We start from the raw sequence: 20,461 nt of genomic DNA on the forward strand, positions 1-20,461 counted from the left end.
AAATTCAAATAAGGCAGTTTTTACTCCTTGAAAACTTTTCAAAATTTGGTATAATAGTACTACTCAAGGGAGTAGCTGGCAGAAACCTGTGATAGTGTCGTCATTCCGAATTTTATACTGAAGAGTATGCTTTCCGGCACTATCTTAAACAGCGAGACTTGTTATGATTAACAGGTCTCTTTTTGTTTGTCGTGAAAAGATACGATGAGAAAAAGAGAGTCTGTTTTGCACACAATGTCAAGGAGGAGACACATGTCAAAAGAACAAAAACGCCAAGCGTTTTACACTCAAAGTCCTGAAGAGGTCTTGAAGGCTGTGGATGCGACCGAGCAAGGTTTGTCATCAAGCGAGGCAGAAAAACGCCTTGCCGAATTTGGCCACAATGAGCTCGAAGAAGGCGAGAAACGATCAATTCTGGTCAAATTCATCGAGCAATTTAAGGATTTGATGATTATCATCCTAGTTGCGGCGGCTATCTTGTCAGTTGTGACTTCTGGTGGGGAAGATATCGCAGATGCCATCATTATCTTAGCCGTGGTTATTATCAATGCTGCCTTTGGTGTATACCAAGAAGGAAAAGCAGAAGAAGCCATTGAAGCCCTCAAATCTATGTCAAGTCCAGCTGCTCGCGTTCTTCGTGATGGCCACATGGCGGAGATTGACTCTAAAGAATTGGTACCAGGAGATATTGTTGCCCTTGAAGCTGGTGATGTTGTACCAGCGGACCTACGTTTGCTAGAAGCCAATTCTCTTAAAATCGAAGAAGCTGCCCTGACAGGTGAGTCTGTGCCAGTCGAAAAAGACTTGACAGTCGAGCTTGCTACAGATGCTGGTATCGGTGATCGTGTCAACATGGCCTTCCAAAACTCAAACGTAACCTATGGTCGTGGTCTTGGTGTTGTTGTCAATACAGGGATGTACACGGAAGTTGGTCATATCGCTGGCATGCTCCAAGATGCGGATGAGACGGATACACCACTCAAACAAAACTTGAACAACCTTTCTAAAGTCTTGACCTATGCAATTTTGGTCATTGCCCTTGTTACGTTTGTAGTTGGAGTCTTCATTCAAGGGAAAAATCCACTTGGTGAGTTGATGACCTCTGTTGCACTTGCCGTTGCAGCCATTCCAGAAGGGCTCCCTGCTATCGTAACCATCGTTCTTGCCCTTGGTACTCAAGTTTTGGCCAAACGAAACTCTATTGTTCGTAAGTTGCCAGCAGTAGAAACACTTGGTTCAACTGAAATCATCGCTTCTGACAAGACTGGTACGCTGACTATGAACAAGATGACAGTCGAAAAAGTCTTCTACGATGCAGCCCTACATGACTCAGCTGATGATATTGAACTAGGTCTTGAAATGCCCCTACTTCGTTCAGTTGTCTTGGCCAATGATACGAAAATCGATGTTGAAGGCAACCTGATTGGTGACCCAACCGAAACAGCCTTCATCCAGTATGCCTTGGACAAGGGCTATGATGTTAAAGCATTTTTAGAGAAATATCCTCGTGTAGCTGAATTGCCATTTGACTCTGACCGTAAGCTCATGTCAACGGTTCACCCATTGCCAGATGGTCGTTTCCTTGTAGCAGTCAAAGGTGCGCCAGACCAACTCTTGAAACGTTGTGTTCTTCGTGATAAGGCTGGGGATATTGCTCCGATTGATGAGAAGGTTACAAACCTCATTCATACAAACAACTCTGAAATGGCTCATCAAGCCTTGCGTGTCCTTGCAGGTGCTTATAAGATTATCGATAGCATTCCAGAAAACCTTACTTCTGAAGAGCTTGAAAATGATTTAATCTTCACTGGTTTGATTGGAATGATTGACCCTGAACGTCCTGAGGCAGCTGAGGCTGTTCGAGTGGCTAAGGAAGCTGGCATCCGTCCAATCATGATTACAGGTGACCATCAAGATACAGCAGAAGCCATCGCTAAACGTTTGGGAATCATCGATGCAAACGATACAGAAGGCCACGTTTTAACTGGTGCTGAACTCAATGAACTGTCAGATGAAGATTTTGAAAAAGTGGTTGGTCAATACTCTGTTTATGCACGTGTATCTCCAGAGCACAAGGTTCGTATCGTCAAGGCATGGCAAAAACAAGGCAAGGTTGTTGCCATGACAGGTGACGGTGTCAACGATGCGCCAGCTCTGAAAACAGCCGGTATCGGTATCGGTATGGGGATTACTGGTACAGAGGTTTCTAAGGGAGCTTCTGATATGATTCTTGCAGATGATAACTTTGCGACTATCATCGTTGCAGTTGAAGAAGGACGTAAGGTCTTCTCTAATATTCAAAAGACTATCCAGTACCTACTTTCTGCCAATACTGCTGAAGTATTAACCATCTTCCTATCAACCTTGTTTGGTTGGGATGTTTTGCAGCCAGTTCATCTTTTGTGGATCAACTTGGTAACGGATACCTTCCCAGCAATTGCACTAGGTGTTGAACCTGCTGAGCCTGGCGTCATGAACCATAAACCACGTGGACGCAAGGCAAGCTTTTTCTCAGGTGGTGTTTTCAGTTCTATCATCTATCAAGGTGTACTCCAAGCAGCTATTGTTATGAGTGTTTATGGCCTTGCGATTGCTTACCCAGTACATGTGGGTGACAATCATGCCATTCATGCAGATGCCCTAACTATGGCCTTTGCAACCCTTGGTTTGATTCAGCTCTTCCATGCCTACAATGTGAAATCTGTTTACCAATCCATCTTGACAGTCGGCCCATTCAAGTCTAAGACCTTCAACTGGTCCATCTTGGTATCCTTCATCCTTCTTATGGCAACAATTGTCGTAGAACCGCTTGAAGGAATCTTCCACGTAACCAAACTAGACTTGTCACAATGGGGAATCGTTATGGGCGGAAGTTTCTCAATGATTATCATCGTCGAAATCGTTAAGTTTGTTCAACGTAAACTCGGTTTTGACAAGAATGCGATTTAAGGGAGGTTTCTGATGTCAGCTTATCAATTACCGACCGTATGGCAGGATGAAGCTAGTAATCAAGGAGCCTTTACGGGATTAAATAGACCAACAGCAGGTGCCCGTTTCGAACAAAACTTGCCAAAAGGAGAACAACCTTTTCAGCTTTATTCACTGGGAACACCAAATGGTGTGAAGGTTACTATCTTATTGGAAGAATTACTAGAAGCTGGTTTTGAGCAAGCAGCTTACGACTTGTATAAGATTGCTATCATGGATGGGGATCAATTCGGTTCAGACTTTGTAAAGCTCAATCCAAATTCAAAGATTCCAGCCTTATTGGACCAGTCAGGGACTGAAGAAGTGAGAGTCTTTGAGTCTGCTCATATTCTTCTGTATCTTGCTGAGAAATTTGGAGCCTTTTTACCAAGCAATCCTGTGGAAAAGGTAGAAGTTTTGAATTGGCTATTCTGGCAAGCAGGTGCTGCACCTTTTCTAGGTGGGGGATTTGGACATTTCTTTAATTATGCCCCTGAAAAATTGGAATATCCTATTAACCGTTTTACGATGGAAGTGAAACGCCAGTTGGATTTATTGGATAAGGAATTGGCTCAGAAACCTTATATTGCAGGCAATGATTATACGATTGCAGATATTGCTATCTGGTCTTGGTATGGACAGTTAGTCCAAGGAAAACTTTACAAAGGTTCTGCAAAATTTTTAGATGCCTCAAGTTATCAGAATCTAGTAAACTGGGCAGAAAAAATTGCCAATCGTCCTGCTGTTCAGCGTGGTATGGAAGTAACTTATAAAGAAATTAAATAGCAAAAAAGTCATCTTCGGATGGCTTTTTGCTACAGTTGAGGGAAAGGGCTTGCAGTTATCGTCTTTTATGCTATAATTGCTATAATATAGTAAAAGACAAGAGGAGTGTGAGGAAGTGGAAAAGAAAATTGTGAAGGATATTTTGTTTTTATCTCAGGTATCTCAGCCGGCAAGTCAGGATGATCTGTATCTTGCCAGAGATTTGCAGGACACACTCTTAGCAAATCGTGAGACTTGTGTCGGCCTGGCTGCCAATATGATTGGAGTGCAGAAGCGCGTGATTATCTTTAATCTTGGCTTGGTTCCTGTGGTTATGTTTAACCCAGTGCTCCTGTCCTTTGAAGGACCTTATGAGACAGAGGAAGGCTGTTTGTCCTTGACAGGTGTGAGACCTACTAAGCGGTATGAAACCATAAGGGTTGCCTATCGTGACAGCAAGTGGCAGGAACAGACCATTATCTTGACAGGCTTCCCAGCTCAGATTTGCCAGCATGAACTGGATCACTTGGAAGGACGAATCATTTAGGAGGAAAGCAGATGAAACGGATAATCTTTGAACTTATTTTTATCGCAACGACCTGGTATATCTTTTTACCGCCCCTTAACCTGACCAGCTGGGAATTTCTCTTTTTCCTCTGTGGGCATTTGCTGCTTGTGGCAATCTTATTTGGCTTTGGCAAGGGGATAAACCTTGTCAAAACGGTTCATGTGCGTCATGGCAAAGCGGAAGCTGCCTTAAATCTTGAGGGTTTCAAAATCAATCGGTTAGGGAAAATCCTTTTAGCTTCTATTGGAGGAATTCTTCTCTTAGCAGCTTTGGTTTCCTTGGTGACTTCCAGCATTTTTCAGGCTAAAAATTATGCTAATGTAGTCACAGTTACGGAAAAAGACTTTACTGAATTTCCTAAGACTGACACCAGTAAGGTTCCTATTTTAGATAGAAGTACTGCTGAAAAAATTGGGGACCGCTACTTGGGTTCCCTAACGGATAAGGTGTCGCAGTACGTAGCCGCAGATACCTATACTCAACTAACGATTGATGGTAAGCCTTATCGGGTTACACCACTAGAATATGCAGACCCTATCAAGTGGTTTAATAATCAGGCCAAGGGAATCGGCGAGTATATCAAGGTGGACATGGTAACTGGTAATGCGGACTTGGTGGACTTGAAGACACCAATCAAGTATTCGGACTCGGAGTATTTTAACCGTGATGTCAAGCGTCACCTGCGCTTGAAGTACCCAACTAAAATCTTCAAGACTCCATCTTTTGAGGTGGACGATGAGGGCAATCCTTTCTATGTAGCAACGGTTTATCAAAAGCAATTTGGGCTTGCGGTTCCTCGTCCAGTTTCAGTCATTATCTTGGATGCCACAAATGGAGAAACCAAGGAATACAACTTGGCAGATGTTCCAGAATGGGTGGACAGGGTCTATCCAGCTGAGGAAACTATTGAGCAAATCAACTACAACGGCAAGTACAAGGACGGTTTCTGGAATGCCATGATTTCCAAGAAAAACGTGACCCAGACTACCAAGGGCTATAATTACTTGTCTATCGGCAATGACATCTATCTCTACACAGGTGTGACGTCGGCCAATGCAGATGAAAGTAATCTTGGTTTCATCCTTGAGAATATGCGAACAGGAGAAATCACTAAGTATAGCTTGGCTTCTGCTACAGAAGAATCAGCCCGTGAATCAGCCGAAGGTGCTGTTCAGGAGAAATCCTACAAAGCAACCTTCCCAATCCTCATCAACCTCAATGACAAGCCTTTGTACATCATGGGCTTGAAGGACAATGCTGGTTTGGTCAAAGAGTATGCTTTGGTAGACGCAGTCGAGTACCAAAATGTTATCGTAGCTACGACAGTAGAAGAACTGCTCAGCAAGTATGCCAATAAAAACGACCTTGAAATTGACAATGCAACAACAGAGAGTATCAAGGGTGTGGTAGCAGACCTCAAATCAGCTGTTATCAAGGGAGATACCGTCTACTTCTTTAAAGTTGATGGCAAGATATACAAGGTCAAGGCTTCTGTATCTGATGAACTTCCTTACCTTGAAAATGGTAAAAACTTTGAAGGTCAAGTAGGAAAAGACAATTATCTCAAGACCTTTAAAGTCCAGTAAAAAAAGATTTATTTAAGAAATATATGTTATAATAAGGTAAATTAAGACCAATGGAGGACAAAGAAATGGGTTTTTATTTGATGGTCGCTTCAATGCTACTTGGGTTGTTTGCTTTGAAGATAGGTTTTTCTCAGTTCAAGGAGAAAAAAGATAAATTCTTATCTATCTTAACAAGCTTGGCTGGCGTAGCCCTTGTTCTCGTGGCTATCTGGTTAGGATGGCCAAAATAAACAGAGAAGCCTCGGTTAAACCGAGGTTTTTCATACTCTTCGAAAATCAAATTCAAACCACGTCAGCTTCACCTTGCCGTATATATGAGACTGACTTCGTCAGTCTTATCTGCAACCTCAAAACAGTGTTTTGAGCAACCTGCGGCTAGTTTCCTAGTTTGCTCTTTGATTTTCATTGAGTATCAGATGAATTTCTTGGTTGTGGCTAAAAAATATGCTACACTATCAATATGAAAATTTTAATTCCAACAGCAAAAGAAATGAACACAGATTTGCCTAGTATCGAAGCTGCTCCTTTAAAACCAGAAAGTCAGGCTGTGCTTGATGCCTTGGCCCTCTACTCTGCTAGTCAATTGGAAAGTTTTTACAAAGTTTCAGATGAGAAGGCTGCGGAAGAATGTCAACATATCCAAGCTTTAAAAAACCAAACTGCTCAACACTATCCAGCCTTGAAACTGTTTGATGGCCTCATGTATCGTCATATCAAGCGAGACAAATTGACCGAGGCAGAACAAGCCTATCTGGAAAATCATGTCTTCATTACCTCGGCTTTGTACGGTGTTGTTCCAGCCTTGTCACCTATGGCCCCTCACCGTTTGGACTTTTTGATGAAGTTAAAAGTCGCTGGTAAGACTTTGAAGAGCCATTGGAAGCAAACCTATGATGAAGCTATGAATGGTGAAGACCTAATTTTCTCCCTCTTGTCATCCGAGTTTGAGACAGTATTTTCTAAGGAAATCAGAGAAAAAATGGTAACCTTTAAATTTATGGAGGACAGAGACGGTAAGCTGAAGATTCATTCAACCATTTCAAAGAAAGCGCGTGGTGCCTTCCTAACAGCCCTGATAGAAAATCAAGTACAAACAGTGGAGGAAGCTCGTCGCTTAAGCTTTGCAGGATTTGTCTACAGAGAAGACCTGTCCCAACCACAGGAATTGGTTTTTGTTAAGGAAGTATGAAAAGATATTTTGTATTTGACAATATGTATAGTCAGACATTTTAGTTTAAAATGAGAAAAAAAGCGAACAAGCTAGACTTCTGAGTGTCAGAAAAGTAGTCTTGTTCGCTTTTATTATGTTAGTTACTTGATCGCATTAACCAAGTCTTCCGCTTGTTTTTCAAGTGAGTTTAGGACTGTTTCTTCGAGAACCAATGTTCCGTCTGCCCAAGCAGAGTCGTTGACACGTGCAGCAGTGAAATCGCCAACGACTTGTGTACGGATAAATGGCAAGAGGTCTTTGTAGATAGCGAAGAGTTGATCGTGACCTGCATTGGCTACAGATGATACGGTGACAAACTTGTCTTGAAGGGCAGAAGCGCCGCGTGTATCAGACAAGTCAATGGCACGAGATAGCCAGTCAAGCAAGTTCTTTACTGTTCCAGGGATAGAGAAGTTGTAGACTGGAGAGAAGATCCAGATGGCATCAGCAGCGAGAACTGCTTCACGAGCAGCCGCTACAGCTGGGTGAGTTGGAACTTCCAAATCTTGGCTAAAGAGAGGAAGGGATGAGTAATCGAGGTAGCTAACTTCCGCTTTACCGGCAAGTGCTTTCTCAGCTTCAAGTGCCATTTGGTGGTTGAAAGAACCTTGGCGTAGTGATCCGACGATAAATAATACTTTTTTAGACATGATGTGTCTCCTTTTTCTTAAATTCTCGAGAGCTTTCTCGTTGTTATAAAATATATTACAACAAAACAAAAGGACTTGCAAGAAATTTGCTCAGAGTTTATTTGAAAATTGTAAAATTGTAGAAATTCTAATCACTTGCGACTGGAATGCATTTGATTTTCGAAGAGTATTCTAATATTCTCTTGTAATATGATGACATAAGTGCTAAAATAAACAAGAGAACTCGCAATAGAAACCGCAGAACAGCTATTTTCCGGTATCATTTTATAAATCATTAAAGGAACAATAATGGCATTGAAGAATGCTTCTAAAAAGGGGTGGAGATCATGTAAGGCACAGATTAACAAGTGACAGACAAAAGAAATAATAATACACTTGTTAAGGAGAAAAGATGTTAATAAGAAATTATCGGAAAAATATTGGCCTGATGGCCGGAGTTGAGTTTTTTGCATTTCTAGGGATTACCAGTTTTTGGATTCTCTTTCTCAGTCAAAACGGAATGTCTCTTTGGCAGATTGGACTTCTGGAAAGTATTTTTCATACGACCAGTCTTCTCTGTGAAATTCCATCTGGAATGTTAGCTGACCGCTATTCCTATAAGACCAACCTTTATTTAAGTCGTATAGCAGGGATTGTGTCTTCTATTCTCATGTTGGCTGGGCAGGGAAATTTTTGGATTTATGCACTAGCAATGGCGGTGAGTGCCTTGTCTTATAATTTTGATTCGGGAACAAGCGCAGCAATGGTCTATGACTCGGCTGTAGAGGCTGGACTAAAGGAGCGTTATCTATCCATTTCAAGTTTTCTATCAGGGGTGTCGGAAGGAACTCGGTCTTTGGGGACAGTGTTGGCGGGATTTTTTGTCCATGGTCAATTGCACCTGACCTACTATATCATGATTGCGACTTCTATCATAGTTCTTTTCCTGATTTGGATGCTGAAAGAACCTAGTGTCAAGCTAGAAAAAGCTGATAGTGTGACCATGAAACAGATTATTTGGACTGTTAAGGATGAGTTGAAGCGAAATCCCATGCTGTTCAACTGGATGATTTTGTCTCAGATTGTCGGAGTACTCATGTGCATGTTTTATTTTTACTATCAAAATCAGTTACCAGATTTAAGTGGTTGGCAAATTTCAGCAGTTATGCTACTTGGTAGTCTCTTAAATATCGTCGCAGTCTATCTAGCGAGTAAGCTTGGAAAGAAATATGTTGCCTTGAAGCTTTTCCCTATCCTCGTCCTGCTGACTGGAGTCACCTATATGTTGTCCTACTTTGGAACACCTCTAATCTATATTTTGATTTATTTGATGAGTAATGCTCTATATGCTCTTTTTCAGCCGATTTTTGACAATGATTTGCAAGAGCGCCTCCCAAGTGAAGTAAGGGCAACCATGCTGAGTGTCTACTCTATGATGTTTAGCCTGAGTATGATTGTCTTCTTCCCACTGACAGGGTGGTTGATTGACCATTTAGGCTTTGTAGTAACATTTCTTTATCTAGGATTCTTTTTAGTCATGATTAGTCTTCTACTGGCTATCTTTTTAGGAAAAATGGCTAAAAGAATGGATGATAAAGTGATTCCATAGATTAAAAGAACTTCTAAAAACTTGAGTTCCAAGCTCAGGTTTTTTAATAGGTTGATTTTGGAGTTGTCTTTACTTTTCCTGCTCGGTTTTAACTAAGAAAAATCGGTTTGCTTTGAAGGGAGAAATAGAATTGGTTGCTTATACTCAATGAAAATCAAAGAGCAAACTAGGAAGCTAGCCGTAGGTTGCTCAAAGCACAGCTTTGAGGTTGCAGATAAAGCTGACGTGGTTTGAAGAGATTTTCGAAGAGTATTCTTGCATTCACTTGTAATAAAGCTTAATAGATGGTAAAATAGACGAGTGAAAAAAAGACAAAACAAAGCAAAAAATAATCTACTGTGGCAGTATGGTCTAGGGATGACGATTTTGTTTGTGGTTATCAGTGCTTCCTTTCTGTATCTAGTGTTTCTGAGTATGAAACCTTATCAAACAGCTAAAAGTGAAGGAGAAAAATTAGCTCAGCAGTATGCAGGATTAGAGCAAGCTGATCAGGTTGATTTATACAATGGCTTGGAATCCTATTACAGCGTTCTTGGTCGTAATAAAAAACAAGAAGCACTTGCTGTCCTGATTGGAAAAGATGACCATAAGATCTACGTTTATCAGCTAAATCAAGGTGTTTCACAAGAAAAAGCAGAAGCGGTTTCTAAGGAAAAAGGAGCTGGCGAGATTGACAAGATTACCTTTGGCCGTTATCAAGACAAGCCAATCTGGGAAGTCAAGTCAGGCTCTAATTTTTATCTAGTAGATTTTGAAACAGGAGCATTGGTCAATAAGGAGGGCCTATGAAACTATCCAACCGTGTTTTAGAAATAGAAGAAAGTGTGACTCTGGCTAGTGATGCAAGAGCAAAGAAGTTAAAGGCTGAAGGAAAAGATGTACTTTTCTTAACTTTAGGTCAGCCCGATTTCCATACTCCCAAAAATATTCAAGATGCAGCTGTTGCAGCCATTCGAGATGGACGTGCTTCTTTCTATACGGTAGCTTCAGGTTTGCCTGAGTTAAAAGCAGCAGTCAATACCTATTTTGAGCGTTATTATGGTTATTCCGTAGCGGCCAACGAAGTCACATTTGCTACCGGTGCTAAGTTCTCACTCTATACTTTCTTTATGGCTGTGATCAATCCAGGTGATGAAGTGATTATCCCAACCCCATATTGGGTCAGCTATGGAGATCAGGTCAAGATGGCAGAGGGAGTTCCCGTCTTTGTTCCTGCTAAGGAAGACAATCACTTTAAGGTGACCGTAGAGCAGTTGGAAGCAGCTCGCACAGACAAGACCAAGGTTTTGGTGTTGAATTCGCCATCCAATCCGACAGGAATGATTTACACCCGTGAGGAACTCTTGGCTATCGGAAATTGGGCTGTTGAACATGACATTCTCATCCTAGCAGATGATATCTATGGCCGTTTGGTCTATAACGGGAATGAGTTCGTACCAATCTCTAGTCTATCAGAAGCCATTCGCAAGCAAACCATTGTCATTAACGGTGTATCAAAAGCTTATGCCATGACGGGTTGGCGGGTAGGTTATGCAGTGGGTGATCCAGAAATCATCGCTGCTATGAGCAAATTGACAGGTCAAACAACTTCTAACCTAACTGCTGTTTCACAATATGCAACTATCGAAGCCCTAACTGGACCGCAAGATTCTGTGGAAGTTATGCGTCAAGCATTTGAAGAACGTCTCAATACCATCTATCCACTCTTGTGTGAAGTCCCTGGTTTTGAAGTTGTCAAACCACAAGGAGCTTTCTATCTCTTTCCAAATGTCAAAAAAGCTATGGAGATGAAAGGTTATAGCGATGTAACAGCATTTACAACGGCTATTCTTGAAGAAGTTGGTCTGGCCTTGATTACAGGAGCAGGATTTGGAGCGCCAGAAAATGTGCGCCTCAGCTATGCGACAGACCTAGACACGCTTAAAGAAGCAGTCGAACGCTTGAAAGCATTTATGGGTAGTGAGAATGATTGATCATTTTGAGATTAAGGTAAAGGATTTACAAATTTCAGAAGGATTTTATAAGAGATTTCTCGCTCCATTAGGATATGAATTGGCTTTTAGGACTAGTTCTCTAATCAGTTTTCTTGCCCCGAACAGCCCTCATCCTGGTGGTGATTTTTGGCTGGCTCAGGGGACACAAGACCCTATTCACTTTGCTTTCTTAGCAGAAAATAAGGAAGAGGTTCAAGCTTGTTATGAGGCTGGTTTAGAGGCAGGTGGGCGAGACAATGGAGCTCCTGGTTATCGCAGTGAGCATCCGATTTACTACGCTACTTTTGTGATTGATCCAGATGGGAACAATATAGAAGTGGTTTGCCATAAAGAATAAAAAAAGAAAAAGGAAAAACAATGACAAAACGTGTAACGATTATTGATGTAAAAGACTATGTTGGTCAGGAAGTGACAATTGGCGCTTGGGTTGCCAACAAATCAGGAAAAGGGAAAATCGCCTTCTTGCAGTTGCGTGATGGAACAGCTTTCTTCCAAGGTGTGGCCTTTAAACCAAACTTTGTAGAAAAATTTGGTGAAGAAGTGGGACTTGAGAAGTTTGATGTTATCAAACGCTTGAGCCAAGAAACGTCTGTTTATGTGACAGGTATTGTTAAAGAAGACGAACGTTCTAAGTTTGGCTATGAGTTGGATATTACAGACATCGAAGTGATTGGTGAATCTCAAGACTACCCAATCACACCAAAAGAACACGGAACAGACTTCTTAATGGACAACCGTCACTTGTGGCTTCGTTCTCGTAAGCAAGTGGCCGTGATGCAAATCCGTAACGCTATTATTTATGCAACTTATGAGTTCTTTGACAAGAACGGTTTCATGAAGTTTGATAGCCCAATTCTTTCAGGAAATGCGGCAGAAGATTCAACAGAACTCTTTGAAACAGACTACTTCGGAACGCCAGCCTACTTGAGCCAATCAGGTCAGCTTTACTTGGAAGCAGGAGCTATGGCCCTTGGCCGTGTCTTTGACTTTGGTCCAGTATTCCGTGCTGAAAAATCAAAAACACGCCGTCACTTGACTGAGTTCTGGATGATGGACGCAGAGTACTCATACTTGACACATGATGAGTCACTTGACTTGCAAGAAGCTTATGTAAAAGCTCTTCTTCAAGGTGTTCTTGACCGTGCACCTCAAGCCCTGGAAACATTGGAACGTGATACAGAACTCTTGAAACGCTACATTGCAGAGCCATTCAAACGTATCACTTACGATCAAGCCATTGACCTCTTGCAAGAGCATGAAAATGATGAAGACGCTGACTATGAACATCTTGAGCATGGTGATGACTTTGGTTCACCACATGAAACTTGGATTTCAAACCACTTTGGTGTGCCAACATTTGTCATGAACTACCCAGCAGCCATCAAGGCCTTCTACATGAAACCAGTTCCTGGAAATCCAGAGCGCGTACTTTGTGCAGATTTGCTTGCTCCAGAAGGCTATGGAGAAATTATCGGTGGGTCTATGCGTGAGGAAGACTACGATGCCCTTGTCGCAAAAATGGATGAACTTGGCATGGATCGTACAGAATATGAATTCTACCTTGACCTTCGTAAATACGGTACAGTTCCACACGGAGGATTTGGTATCGGTATCGAGCGTATGGTCACCTTCGCAGCAGGAACAAAACACATCCGTGAAGCCATTCCATTCCCACGTATGTTGCACCGTATTAAACCATAAGAACAGGAAAACGCCCATGTGGCGTTTTTTTCGAATTCTAGAGTTTTTACTTGCGTAAAAAATTATTTTCTAGTATAATAGTTTATTGTGAGCGAACCTCACTTACCCCTTGCAAAGTCTTGGGGTCATTAGACCAAAAGGAGGAACATATCAATGGCTAAATACGAAATTCTTTATATCATTCGTCCAAACATTGAAGAAGAAGCTAAAAACGCTTTGGTAGCACGTTTTGACTCTATTTTGACTGACAACGGTGCAACTGTTGTTGAATCAAAAACTTGGGAAAAACGTCGTCTTGCATACGAAATCCAAGATTTCCGTGAAGGACTTTACCACATCGTTAACGTTGAAGCAAACGACGATGCAGCTCTTAAAGAGTTTGACCGTCTTTCAAAAATCAACGCTGACATTCTTCGTCACATGATCGTCAAAATTGACGCGTAAGAAGGTAAACTATGATTAACAATGTTGTACTTGTAGGGCGTATGACACGTGACGCTGAGTTACGTTATACCCCATCAAATGTAGCAGTTGCGACTTTTACTCTTGCAGTAAACCGTACATTTAAGAGTCAAAATGGCGAACGTGAGGCTGATTTTATCAATGTCGTTATGTGGCGCCAACAGGCTGAAAACCTAGCTAACTGGGCTAAAAAAGGCTCGCTTATCGGGGTGACAGGTCGTATCCAGACTCGTAGTTACGATAACCAGCAAGGACAACGTGTCTACGTGACAGAGGTCGTGGCTGAGAATTTCCAAATGTTGGAAAGCCGTAGTGTGCGTGAGGGTCACACAGGTGGAGCTTACTCTGCACCAACTGCAAACTATTCAGCGCCTACAAATTCAGTACCAGACTTTTCACGTGATGAAAATCCATTTGGAGCAACAAATCCATTGGATATTTCAGATGATGATTTACCATTCTAATGGACAACTAAAATTATAAAGGAGAAAAAACATGGCTCAACAACGTCGTGGCGGATTCAAACGCCGTAAAAAAGTTGATTACATCGCAGCAAACAAAATTGAATATGTTGATTACAAAGATACTGAGCTTCTTAGCCGTTTCGTTTCAGAACGTGGGAAAATCCTTCCTCGTCGTGTAACAGGAACTTCAGCTAAAAACCAACGTAAAGTAACAACAGCTATCAAACGCGCTCGCGTAATGGCTTTGATGCCTTTCGTAAACGAAGATTAAAGAAAAGACCCCGACGGGTCTTTTTTTCACGAGCCTTGAAATGAGAGAGCGAGTTGGGTCCGGGGGACCTCTTTTTCATGAGCTTGAAAATAAGAAAGCGAATTAAGACCCCGACGGGTCTTTTTTTCACGAGCATAGAAATGTGAAAGCGAGTTGAGTCCAGTGGACCTCTTTTTCATGAGCTCGGAAATAAGAAAGCGAATTAAGACCCCGACGGGTCTTTTTTCACGAGATAGTTTTTTTCCGACCTTGACGTGCTATAATGGTAATAGAAAGAGTAAAGGTGGGTAAGTCAAAGATGAATTGTACGATTAGAAATATGATTAAGTCTGATATTGAATCCTTATCTCATGGATTTATGAATCAAGGTTGGCCTGGTAGAGAGGAAATTTTGGCTAGATATTTTCTGGAACAGGAAAGCGGGGAGAGAGAAGTCTTAGTTGCAGAAATTGATGGTGCTGTAGCGGGCTACGTTACTATTTTGCCCTCTGCTAAACATGGTCCTTTTGCAGAAGTCTATCCAGAATTATCAGATTTTAATGTGTTTGAGCCTTTTCGAAATCAAGGGATTGGAAATCAACTGCTAGAAGAAGCAGAAAAACGAGTCAAGTTTGTTTCAAGTAAGGTCACTCTTGGTGTAGGTTTGCACTTAGGCTATGGCCCTGCCCAGAGATTGTATATCAGACGGGGCTACATTCCAGATGGGACAGGTGTCTGGTATCGAAATCAACCCTTGGAAATGAATGCAACTTGCCAAAATAATGATGATTTGGTTCTGTATCTTGTAAAGGAATTCGGATAAGAGACAAGGATTTTATTGGGGATGTGGGATTTCTCTACTTTATGGTATAATGGAAAGAGTTAGATTGAAAGAGGTAATGAGATGGATGCGAAATTAAGATACAAGGCAAAAAAGATTAAGATTGTCTTTTTTGATATTGATGATACATTGCGAAATTCCAAGACTGGTTTTATTCCGTCTTCAATCCCAGCTGTTTTTAAGCAATTACGTGAGAAAGGAATTTTGATAGGTATTGCTTCTGGACGAGGGATTTTTGGTGTTGTACCAGAGATTCGTGAGCTCAAGCCTGACTTTTTTGTAACCTTAAATGGTGCCTATATTGAAGATAAAAAAGGTCAGGTCATTTATCAACATCAGATTGAGAAGTCAGATGTTGAGGAGTATATCTCTTGGGCCAAGCAAGAGGAAATAGAGTATGGTTTGGTTGGGAGTCATGATGCCAAGTTATCGACTCGTACCGATATGATTAGTGAGGCTATCAATCCAATTTACCCCGATTTGGATGTGGATCCAGATTTCCATGAAAAAGAAGATATCTATCAGATGTGGACTTTTGAAGATAAGGGAGATGACTTGCACTTACCTGACAGTCTCTCAGACAAACTTCGCATGGTTCGTTGGCATCAACATTCGTCTGATATTGTGCCGATTTCAGGCTCCAAAGCGACGGGTGTGGAAAAGGTTGTGGAACACCTTGGCTTGAAACCAGACAACGTCATGGTTTTTGGAGATGGCCTCAACGACTTGGAACTCTTTGATTATGCTGGAATTAGCGTTGCAATGGGAATTTCTCATGAAAATATCAAAGAAAAAGCAGATTATATAACAAAAACATTAGAAGAAGATGGCATTTTTGATGCCTTAGAAGGATTTGGTATGGTAGAAAAAGAATTGCATTTCCCACAAGTAGACATTGAAACAGTAGAAGGTCCTATCGCGACTGTTAAGACCAATCACGGAGACTTGCGTATTAAGCTCTTCCCTGAACATGCTCCTAAAACAGTGGCTAACTTTGTAGCTCTTTCAAAAGATGGTTACTATGATGGTGTCATTTTCCATCGTATTATCAAGGACTTTATGATTCAAGGTGGAGACCCAACTGGAACTGGTATGGGTGGCGAGTCAATCTACGGTGAATCATTTGAGGATGAATTCTCAGAAGAACTTTACAATATCCGTGGTGCCCTTTCTATGGCCAATGCTGGTCCAAATACCAACGGCAGCCAGTTCTTTATCGTGCAAAATCAACACCTGCCTTATTCTAAGAAAGAAATTGCTCGTGGAGGTTGGCCAGAACCGATTGCAGAAATCTATGCTAACCAAGGAGGAACTCCTCATCTAGACCGTCGTCACACGGTTTTTGGTCAGTTAGCTGATGAAGCATCTTACGCTGTCTTGGATGCCATTGCTGCTGTTGAGACAGGGGCCATGGACAAGCCAGTTGAAGATGTCGTGATTGAAACAATTGAAATCGAGGATTAAGATGAAAATCGGTGATAAGCTAAAGGGTCGTATTACAGGGATTCAGCCCTACGGTGCCTTTGTTGAGCTAGAGACAGGTGATACAGGGCTGATTCACATTTCAGAGATTCGGACAGGCTTTATTGAAAATATTCATGAAGCCTTGAAAGTCGATGAAGAGGTTCAAGTTCAAGTAGTGGATTTAGATGAATTTACAGGGAAAGCAAGTCTTTCTATCCGCACTTTGGAGGAAGAAAAGCACCAGTTTCCGAGACGGAGACGCTTTTCAAGCGACCGTTTTAACTACGGCTTTGCGCCTCTTAAACGAATGATGCCAATTTGGACTAGAGAAGCCTTGCACTATTTAAAAAAGAAGAAGTAGTTTAGAATTTTATATTTTTTGTAATGTTAATATAAATCTGCTATAATAGAACCATGGAAGAAGAACAATTATTAAAATCAGGGGAGCGCATTAACCAGCTCTTCTCAACAGATATCAAAATTATTCAAAATAGAGAGGTTTTTAGCTATTCGGTGGATAGTGTTCTCTTGTCACGCTTTCCACGTTTTCCTAAAAAGGGCTTGATAGTGGATTTCTGCGCTGGAAATGGAGCAGTGGGGCTATTTGCTAGCACTCGTACCCAGGCACAGATTTTGGCTGTTGAGATTCAGGAGCGTTTGGCGGATATGGCTGAACGCTCTGTCCGTTTGAATGGTTTGGAAGAGCAGATGGAGGTCATCTGTGATGATTTGAAAAATATGCCTGCTTACATCCAGGGAAGTAAGGTGGATATGATTTTGTGTAATCCGCCCTATTTCAAGGTGGATCCTCATTCCAACCTGAACGAGAGTGAACATTATCTCTTGGCGCGACATGAAATCACGACCAATTTGCAGGAAATCTGTCGTAGTGCCCAGAGTATTCTTAAATCGAATGGACGCTTGGCCATGGTTCATCGTCCTGATCGGCTTTTAGATATCTTGGACAGCTTACAACGGCATAATCTAGCCCCTAAGCGCCTGCAGTTTGTTTATCCAAAGAGGGAAAAGGAAGCCAATATGCTCTTGATTGAGGCTATCAAGGATGGCTCGACAAGTGGCTTTAAGGTCTTGCCACCTCTCATTGTCCACAATGATGATGGCTCTTATACGCCTGAACTTGAAGAGATTTATTATGGATCATAAGGCTTATATGTACGTGCTGGAATGTCGTGATGGATCCTATTATACGGGCTATACGACTGATGTGAGAAAACGCCTTGCTGTCCACAATAGTGGGAAGGGAGCCAAATACACACGAGCCCGCTTGCCAGTCAAACTTATCTATGCTCAAGGTTTTGCCAGTAAGGAAGAAGCCATGTCAGCAGAAGCCCTTCTCAAGCGTAAGAAGAGACCACAGAAGGAAAGATTTTTATCTGAAAATCAAGATAGAAATTTGCTCATACTCAATGAAAATCAAAGAGCAAACTAGGAAGCTAGCCGTAGGTTGCTCAAAGCACTGCTTTTAGGTTGTAGATAAGACTGACGAAGTCAGCTCAAAACACTGTTTTGAGGTTGTGGATAGAACTGACGAAGTCAGTACCCATACCTACGGCAAGGTGAAGCTGACGTGGTTTGAAGAGATTTTCGAAGAGTATCAGTTATTTTGAAGAATCGTGAGGAGTCCTTTGACTCCTCTTACTTTTGTCAAAAAGCGAAAAAAATGCTACAATAAAGAGAATAAATAAAATGAGGTATTATCATGTCTAAGATTCTAGTATTTGGTCACCAAAATCCAGACTCAGATGCCATCGGGTCATCTGTAGCTTTTGCCTACCTTGCAAAAGAAGCTTACGGTTTGGATACGGAAGCTGTTGCCCTTGGAACTCCAAATGAAGAAACAGCCTTTGTCTTGAACTATTTTGGTGTGGAAGCACCGCGTGTCATCACTTCTGCCAAAGCAGAAGGTGCAGAGCAAGTTATCTTGACTGACCACAATGAATTCCAACAATCTGTATCAGATATCGCTGAAGTAGAAGTTTATGGTGTTGTAGACCACCACCGTGTGGCTAACTTTGAAACTGCAAGCCCACTTTACATGCGTTTGGAGCCAGTTGGATCTGCGTCTTCAATCGTTTACCGTATGTTCAAAGAACATGGTGTAGCTGTACCTAAAGAGATTGCTGGTTTGATGCTTTCAGGTTTGATTTCAGATACTCTTCTTTTGAAATCACCAACAACACACCCAACAGATAAAGTCATTGCTCCTGAATTGGCTGAATTAGCTGGTGTAAACTTGGAAGAGTATGGTTTGGCTATGTTGAAGGCTGGTACAAACTTGGCTAGCAAATCTGCTGACGAATTGATTGACATCGATGCTAAGACTTTTGAATTGAACGGAAATAATGTCCGTGTTGCTCAAGTAAACACAGTTGACATCGCTGAAGTCTTGGAACGCCAAGCAGAAATTGAAGCTGCAATGCAAGCTGCTAACGCAGCAAACGGCTACTCTGACTTTGTCTTGATGATTACAGATATCGTCAACTCAAACTCAGAAATCTTGGCTCTTGGTGCCAATATGGATAAGGTCGAAGCGGCTTTCAACTTCAAACTTGAAAACAACCATGCTTTCCTTGCTGGTGCCGTTTCACGTAAGAAACAAGTGGTACCTCAACTGACTGAAAGCTTCAATGCTTAAGATTTTAGGTGTCAGTTCAAAATCGGAAAGGCTAGTTTGCCTTATATCGAAAGGAGTTTCGGCTCCTTTTTTTCTAGGAGTGAAGCGTGTTAGAAAATGGCGATTTGATTTTTGTGAGAGATGAGTCAGATATGGGACAGGCAATCCAGACTTCCACAGGCAACTATAATCATGTTGCCATTTATTTGGATGGGATGATTTACCATGCTAGTGGACAGGCTGGTGTTGTTTGTCAGGAATCAGCAGACTTCTTTGAGCCCAATCATTTGTACGACATCTATGTTTACCCAGAAATGGATATCCATTCGGTGAAGGAAAGAGCTTGCAAACATCTAGGAGCACCCTACAATGCTTCTTTCTATCCAGATGGAGCTGGTTTTTACTGTTCCCAGTACATGGCAGAAATTCTCCCCATTTTTGAAAACATACCTATGAAATTTGGGGATGGGGAGCAGGCGATTAGTGATTTTTGGAGGGAGTATTACAGAGAACTAGGTCTGCCTGTTCCTCTGAACCAAGCTGGGACCAATCCCAGTCAGTTGGCAGCATCGCCTCTGTTAAAATGTAAAGAAAGGAATCTTCATGATTCAGATTTTTAATCCATCTCGTTTGACGAGACAGCCATTTTTTGGAGAACTGATCCGCTATCTGGATCAGCATGAGGATGTGATTTTACGGGAAATTAAGACTCAATTTCCAGATGTAGCAGTTGACAAACTCATGGAAGAGTATATAAAGGCAGGCTTGATTCTACGGGAAAATAAGCGCTATTACCTTAATCTTCCCATGCTGGTGTCGCTCGATAGTCTCGAACTGGATCAAGAGATTTTTGTCAGCGAAGATAGTCCGGTCTATCAAGCCTTGTTGGAGCAGTGTTTTGAGACGGAATTGCGCAATCAAACCAATGCAGCTATTTTAGTTGAAAAGACAGATTTTGCGCGTACAAAAATGACCTTGTCTAATTATTTCTACAAGGTCAAACATCAGTATCCTTTGACAGAAAAACAGCAGGAACTTTATGACATTTTGGGAGATGTTAATCCTGAGTATGCCCTCAAGTATATGACGACTTTTTTGTTGAAATTTCTCAAAAAAGACCAGCTTATGCAGAAACGCCGTGATATCTTTGTGGACAGTTTAGTTGTCCTAGGTTATATTGTCCAAAATGAAGATGGAAAGTATGAGTTGGATATCGATTTTGATAAGGACAGATTAACTTTCTACTTGGTCTGATTTCTTGTTTCTGAGCACATTGTTTGACTTTATCTACCGATAAGTTTATACTAATGTAACCG

At 41.6% G+C, this 20,461-nt stretch carries 23 protein-coding genes; 22 read left to right on the top strand and 1 reads right to left on the bottom strand.

Annotated elements, in window-relative coordinates:
* The first annotated feature begins 252 nt into the window (after nt 1–252).
* From WKI23_RS03355 to yaaA, 6 genes are all read left to right on the top strand, one after another.
* Nucleotides 253–2,949 carry a cation-translocating P-type ATPase gene (locus tag WKI23_RS03355; protein WP_368078947.1) on the top strand — a complete coding sequence of 899 codons (2,697 nt, stop codon included), beginning with the start codon at nt 253–255 and terminating at the stop codon, nt 2,947–2,949.
* 12 nt (nt 2,950–2,961) lie between these two features.
* Nucleotides 2,962–3,753 (top strand): glutathione-dependent disulfide-bond oxidoreductase, encoded by a 792-nt coding sequence (gene yghU / locus WKI23_RS03360; protein ID WP_368078948.1) that lies wholly within the window; start codon nt 2,962–2,964, stop codon nt 3,751–3,753.
* Nucleotides 3,754–3,868: 115 nt separating this feature from the next.
* Entirely contained in the window at nt 3,869–4,279 is a 411-nt protein-coding gene (locus WKI23_RS03365) for a peptide deformylase (protein WP_368078949.1), read from the top strand.
* Nucleotides 4,280–4,290: 11 nt separating this feature from the next.
* A complete protein-coding gene (locus WKI23_RS03370) occupies nt 4,291–5,886 on the top strand; it encodes a hypothetical protein (protein ID WP_368078950.1) in 1,596 nt (531 codons plus the stop codon).
* Between the two features lie 65 nt (nt 5,887–5,951).
* Nucleotides 5,952–6,116: a YczI family protein gene (locus tag WKI23_RS03375; protein ID WP_368078980.1), complete on the top strand. Its 165-nt coding sequence runs from the start codon at nt 5,952–5,954 to the stop codon at nt 6,114–6,116.
* Nucleotides 6,117–6,346: 230 nt separating this feature from the next.
* Complete coding sequence (gene yaaA / locus WKI23_RS03380; RefSeq protein ID WP_368078951.1) at nt 6,347–7,075, top strand: peroxide stress protein YaaA; 729 nt, start codon at nt 6,347–6,349, stop codon at nt 7,073–7,075.
* Between the two features lie 122 nt (nt 7,076–7,197).
* On the opposite strand, the gene WKI23_RS03385 is transcribed toward yaaA, so the two are convergent.
* Nucleotides 7,198–7,746 (bottom strand): NADPH-dependent FMN reductase, encoded by a 549-nt coding sequence (locus WKI23_RS03385; RefSeq protein ID WP_368078952.1) that lies wholly within the window; start codon nt 7,744–7,746, stop codon nt 7,198–7,200.
* Nucleotides 7,747–8,137: 391 nt separating this feature from the next.
* Here WKI23_RS03385 and WKI23_RS03390 point away from each other — a divergent pair, with 391 nt between their 5' ends.
* The 16 genes from WKI23_RS03390 (at nt 8,138) to WKI23_RS03465 (ending at nt 20,399) form a co-directional block, all read left to right on the top strand.
* Nucleotides 8,138–9,334, top strand: a complete 1,197-nt coding sequence (locus WKI23_RS03390; RefSeq protein WP_368078953.1) for an MFS transporter — start codon at nt 8,138–8,140, stop codon at nt 9,332–9,334.
* Between the two features lie 300 nt (nt 9,335–9,634).
* Nucleotides 9,635–10,123: a cell wall elongation regulator TseB-like domain-containing protein gene (locus WKI23_RS03395; protein WP_045607351.1), complete on the top strand. Its 489-nt coding sequence runs from the start codon at nt 9,635–9,637 to the stop codon at nt 10,121–10,123.
* Entirely contained in the window at nt 10,120–11,307 is a 1,188-nt protein-coding gene (locus tag WKI23_RS03400; protein WP_368078954.1) for a pyridoxal phosphate-dependent aminotransferase, read from the top strand. Before WKI23_RS03395 ends, WKI23_RS03400 begins: the two co-directional genes overlap by 4 nt.
* Nucleotides 11,300–11,665 carry a VOC family protein gene (locus WKI23_RS03405; RefSeq protein ID WP_368078955.1) on the top strand — a complete coding sequence of 122 codons (366 nt, stop codon included), beginning with the start codon at nt 11,300–11,302 and terminating at the stop codon, nt 11,663–11,665. The genes WKI23_RS03400 and WKI23_RS03405 overlap by 8 nt, the downstream gene beginning before the upstream one ends.
* Before the next feature lie 20 nt (nt 11,666–11,685).
* Nucleotides 11,686–13,029: an asparagine--tRNA ligase gene (gene asnS, locus WKI23_RS03410; RefSeq protein ID WP_000167160.1), complete on the top strand. Its 1,344-nt coding sequence runs from the start codon at nt 11,686–11,688 to the stop codon at nt 13,027–13,029.
* 153 nt (nt 13,030–13,182) lie between these two features.
* Nucleotides 13,183–13,473, top strand: coding sequence for a 30S ribosomal protein S6 (rpsF, locus tag WKI23_RS03415; RefSeq protein WP_001151785.1), 291 nt, complete (start codon nt 13,183–13,185; stop codon nt 13,471–13,473).
* Nucleotides 13,474–13,484: 11 nt separating this feature from the next.
* Nucleotides 13,485–13,955 (top strand): single-stranded DNA-binding protein SsbA, encoded by a 471-nt coding sequence (ssbA, locus tag WKI23_RS03420; RefSeq protein ID WP_000609606.1) that lies wholly within the window; start codon nt 13,485–13,487, stop codon nt 13,953–13,955.
* A 31-nt stretch (nt 13,956–13,986) separates the two neighbouring features.
* Nucleotides 13,987–14,226, top strand: coding sequence for a 30S ribosomal protein S18 (gene rpsR, locus WKI23_RS03425; RefSeq protein WP_000068664.1), 240 nt, complete (start codon nt 13,987–13,989; stop codon nt 14,224–14,226).
* A 298-nt stretch (nt 14,227–14,524) separates the two neighbouring features.
* Nucleotides 14,525–15,028, top strand: coding sequence for a GNAT family N-acetyltransferase (locus WKI23_RS03430; RefSeq protein WP_261059716.1), 504 nt, complete (start codon nt 14,525–14,527; stop codon nt 15,026–15,028).
* Between the two features lie 81 nt (nt 15,029–15,109).
* Nucleotides 15,110–16,510: a bifunctional Cof-type HAD-IIB family hydrolase/peptidylprolyl isomerase gene (locus tag WKI23_RS03435; protein ID WP_368078956.1), complete on the top strand. Its 1,401-nt coding sequence runs from the start codon at nt 15,110–15,112 to the stop codon at nt 16,508–16,510.
* Between the two features lies 1 nt (nt 16,511).
* Entirely contained in the window at nt 16,512–16,871 is a 360-nt protein-coding gene (locus tag WKI23_RS03440; RefSeq protein WP_000689593.1) for a S1 RNA-binding domain-containing protein, read from the top strand.
* Between the two features lie 53 nt (nt 16,872–16,924).
* On the top strand, nt 16,925–17,674 hold the full coding sequence (locus tag WKI23_RS03445; RefSeq protein WP_000390769.1) for a tRNA1(Val) (adenine(37)-N6)-methyltransferase: 750 nt from the start codon (nt 16,925–16,927) through the stop codon (nt 17,672–17,674).
* Nucleotides 17,664–17,960, top strand: a complete 297-nt coding sequence (locus WKI23_RS03450; RefSeq protein ID WP_368078957.1) for a GIY-YIG nuclease family protein — start codon at nt 17,664–17,666, stop codon at nt 17,958–17,960. Before WKI23_RS03445 ends, WKI23_RS03450 begins: the two co-directional genes overlap by 11 nt.
* Before the next feature lie 270 nt (nt 17,961–18,230).
* Nucleotides 18,231–19,166: a manganese-dependent inorganic pyrophosphatase gene (locus tag WKI23_RS03455; protein ID WP_000036046.1), complete on the top strand. Its 936-nt coding sequence runs from the start codon at nt 18,231–18,233 to the stop codon at nt 19,164–19,166.
* An 86-nt stretch (nt 19,167–19,252) separates the two neighbouring features.
* The gene (locus WKI23_RS03460; protein ID WP_368078958.1) at nt 19,253–19,765 is read left to right on the top strand and encodes a YiiX/YebB-like N1pC/P60 family cysteine hydrolase; all 513 of its coding nucleotides are present in this window, start codon (nt 19,253–19,255) and stop codon (nt 19,763–19,765) included.
* Nucleotides 19,749–20,399, top strand: a complete 651-nt coding sequence (locus tag WKI23_RS03465; RefSeq protein WP_368078959.1) for a DUF1803 domain-containing protein — start codon at nt 19,749–19,751, stop codon at nt 20,397–20,399. Before WKI23_RS03460 ends, WKI23_RS03465 begins: the two co-directional genes overlap by 17 nt.
* Nucleotides 20,400–20,461 lie beyond the last annotated feature (62 nt).

It is taken from the genome of Streptococcus pseudopneumoniae (assembly GCF_038148955.1).
Lineage (GTDB): Bacteria > Bacillota > Bacilli > Lactobacillales > Streptococcaceae > Streptococcus > Streptococcus pseudopneumoniae_T.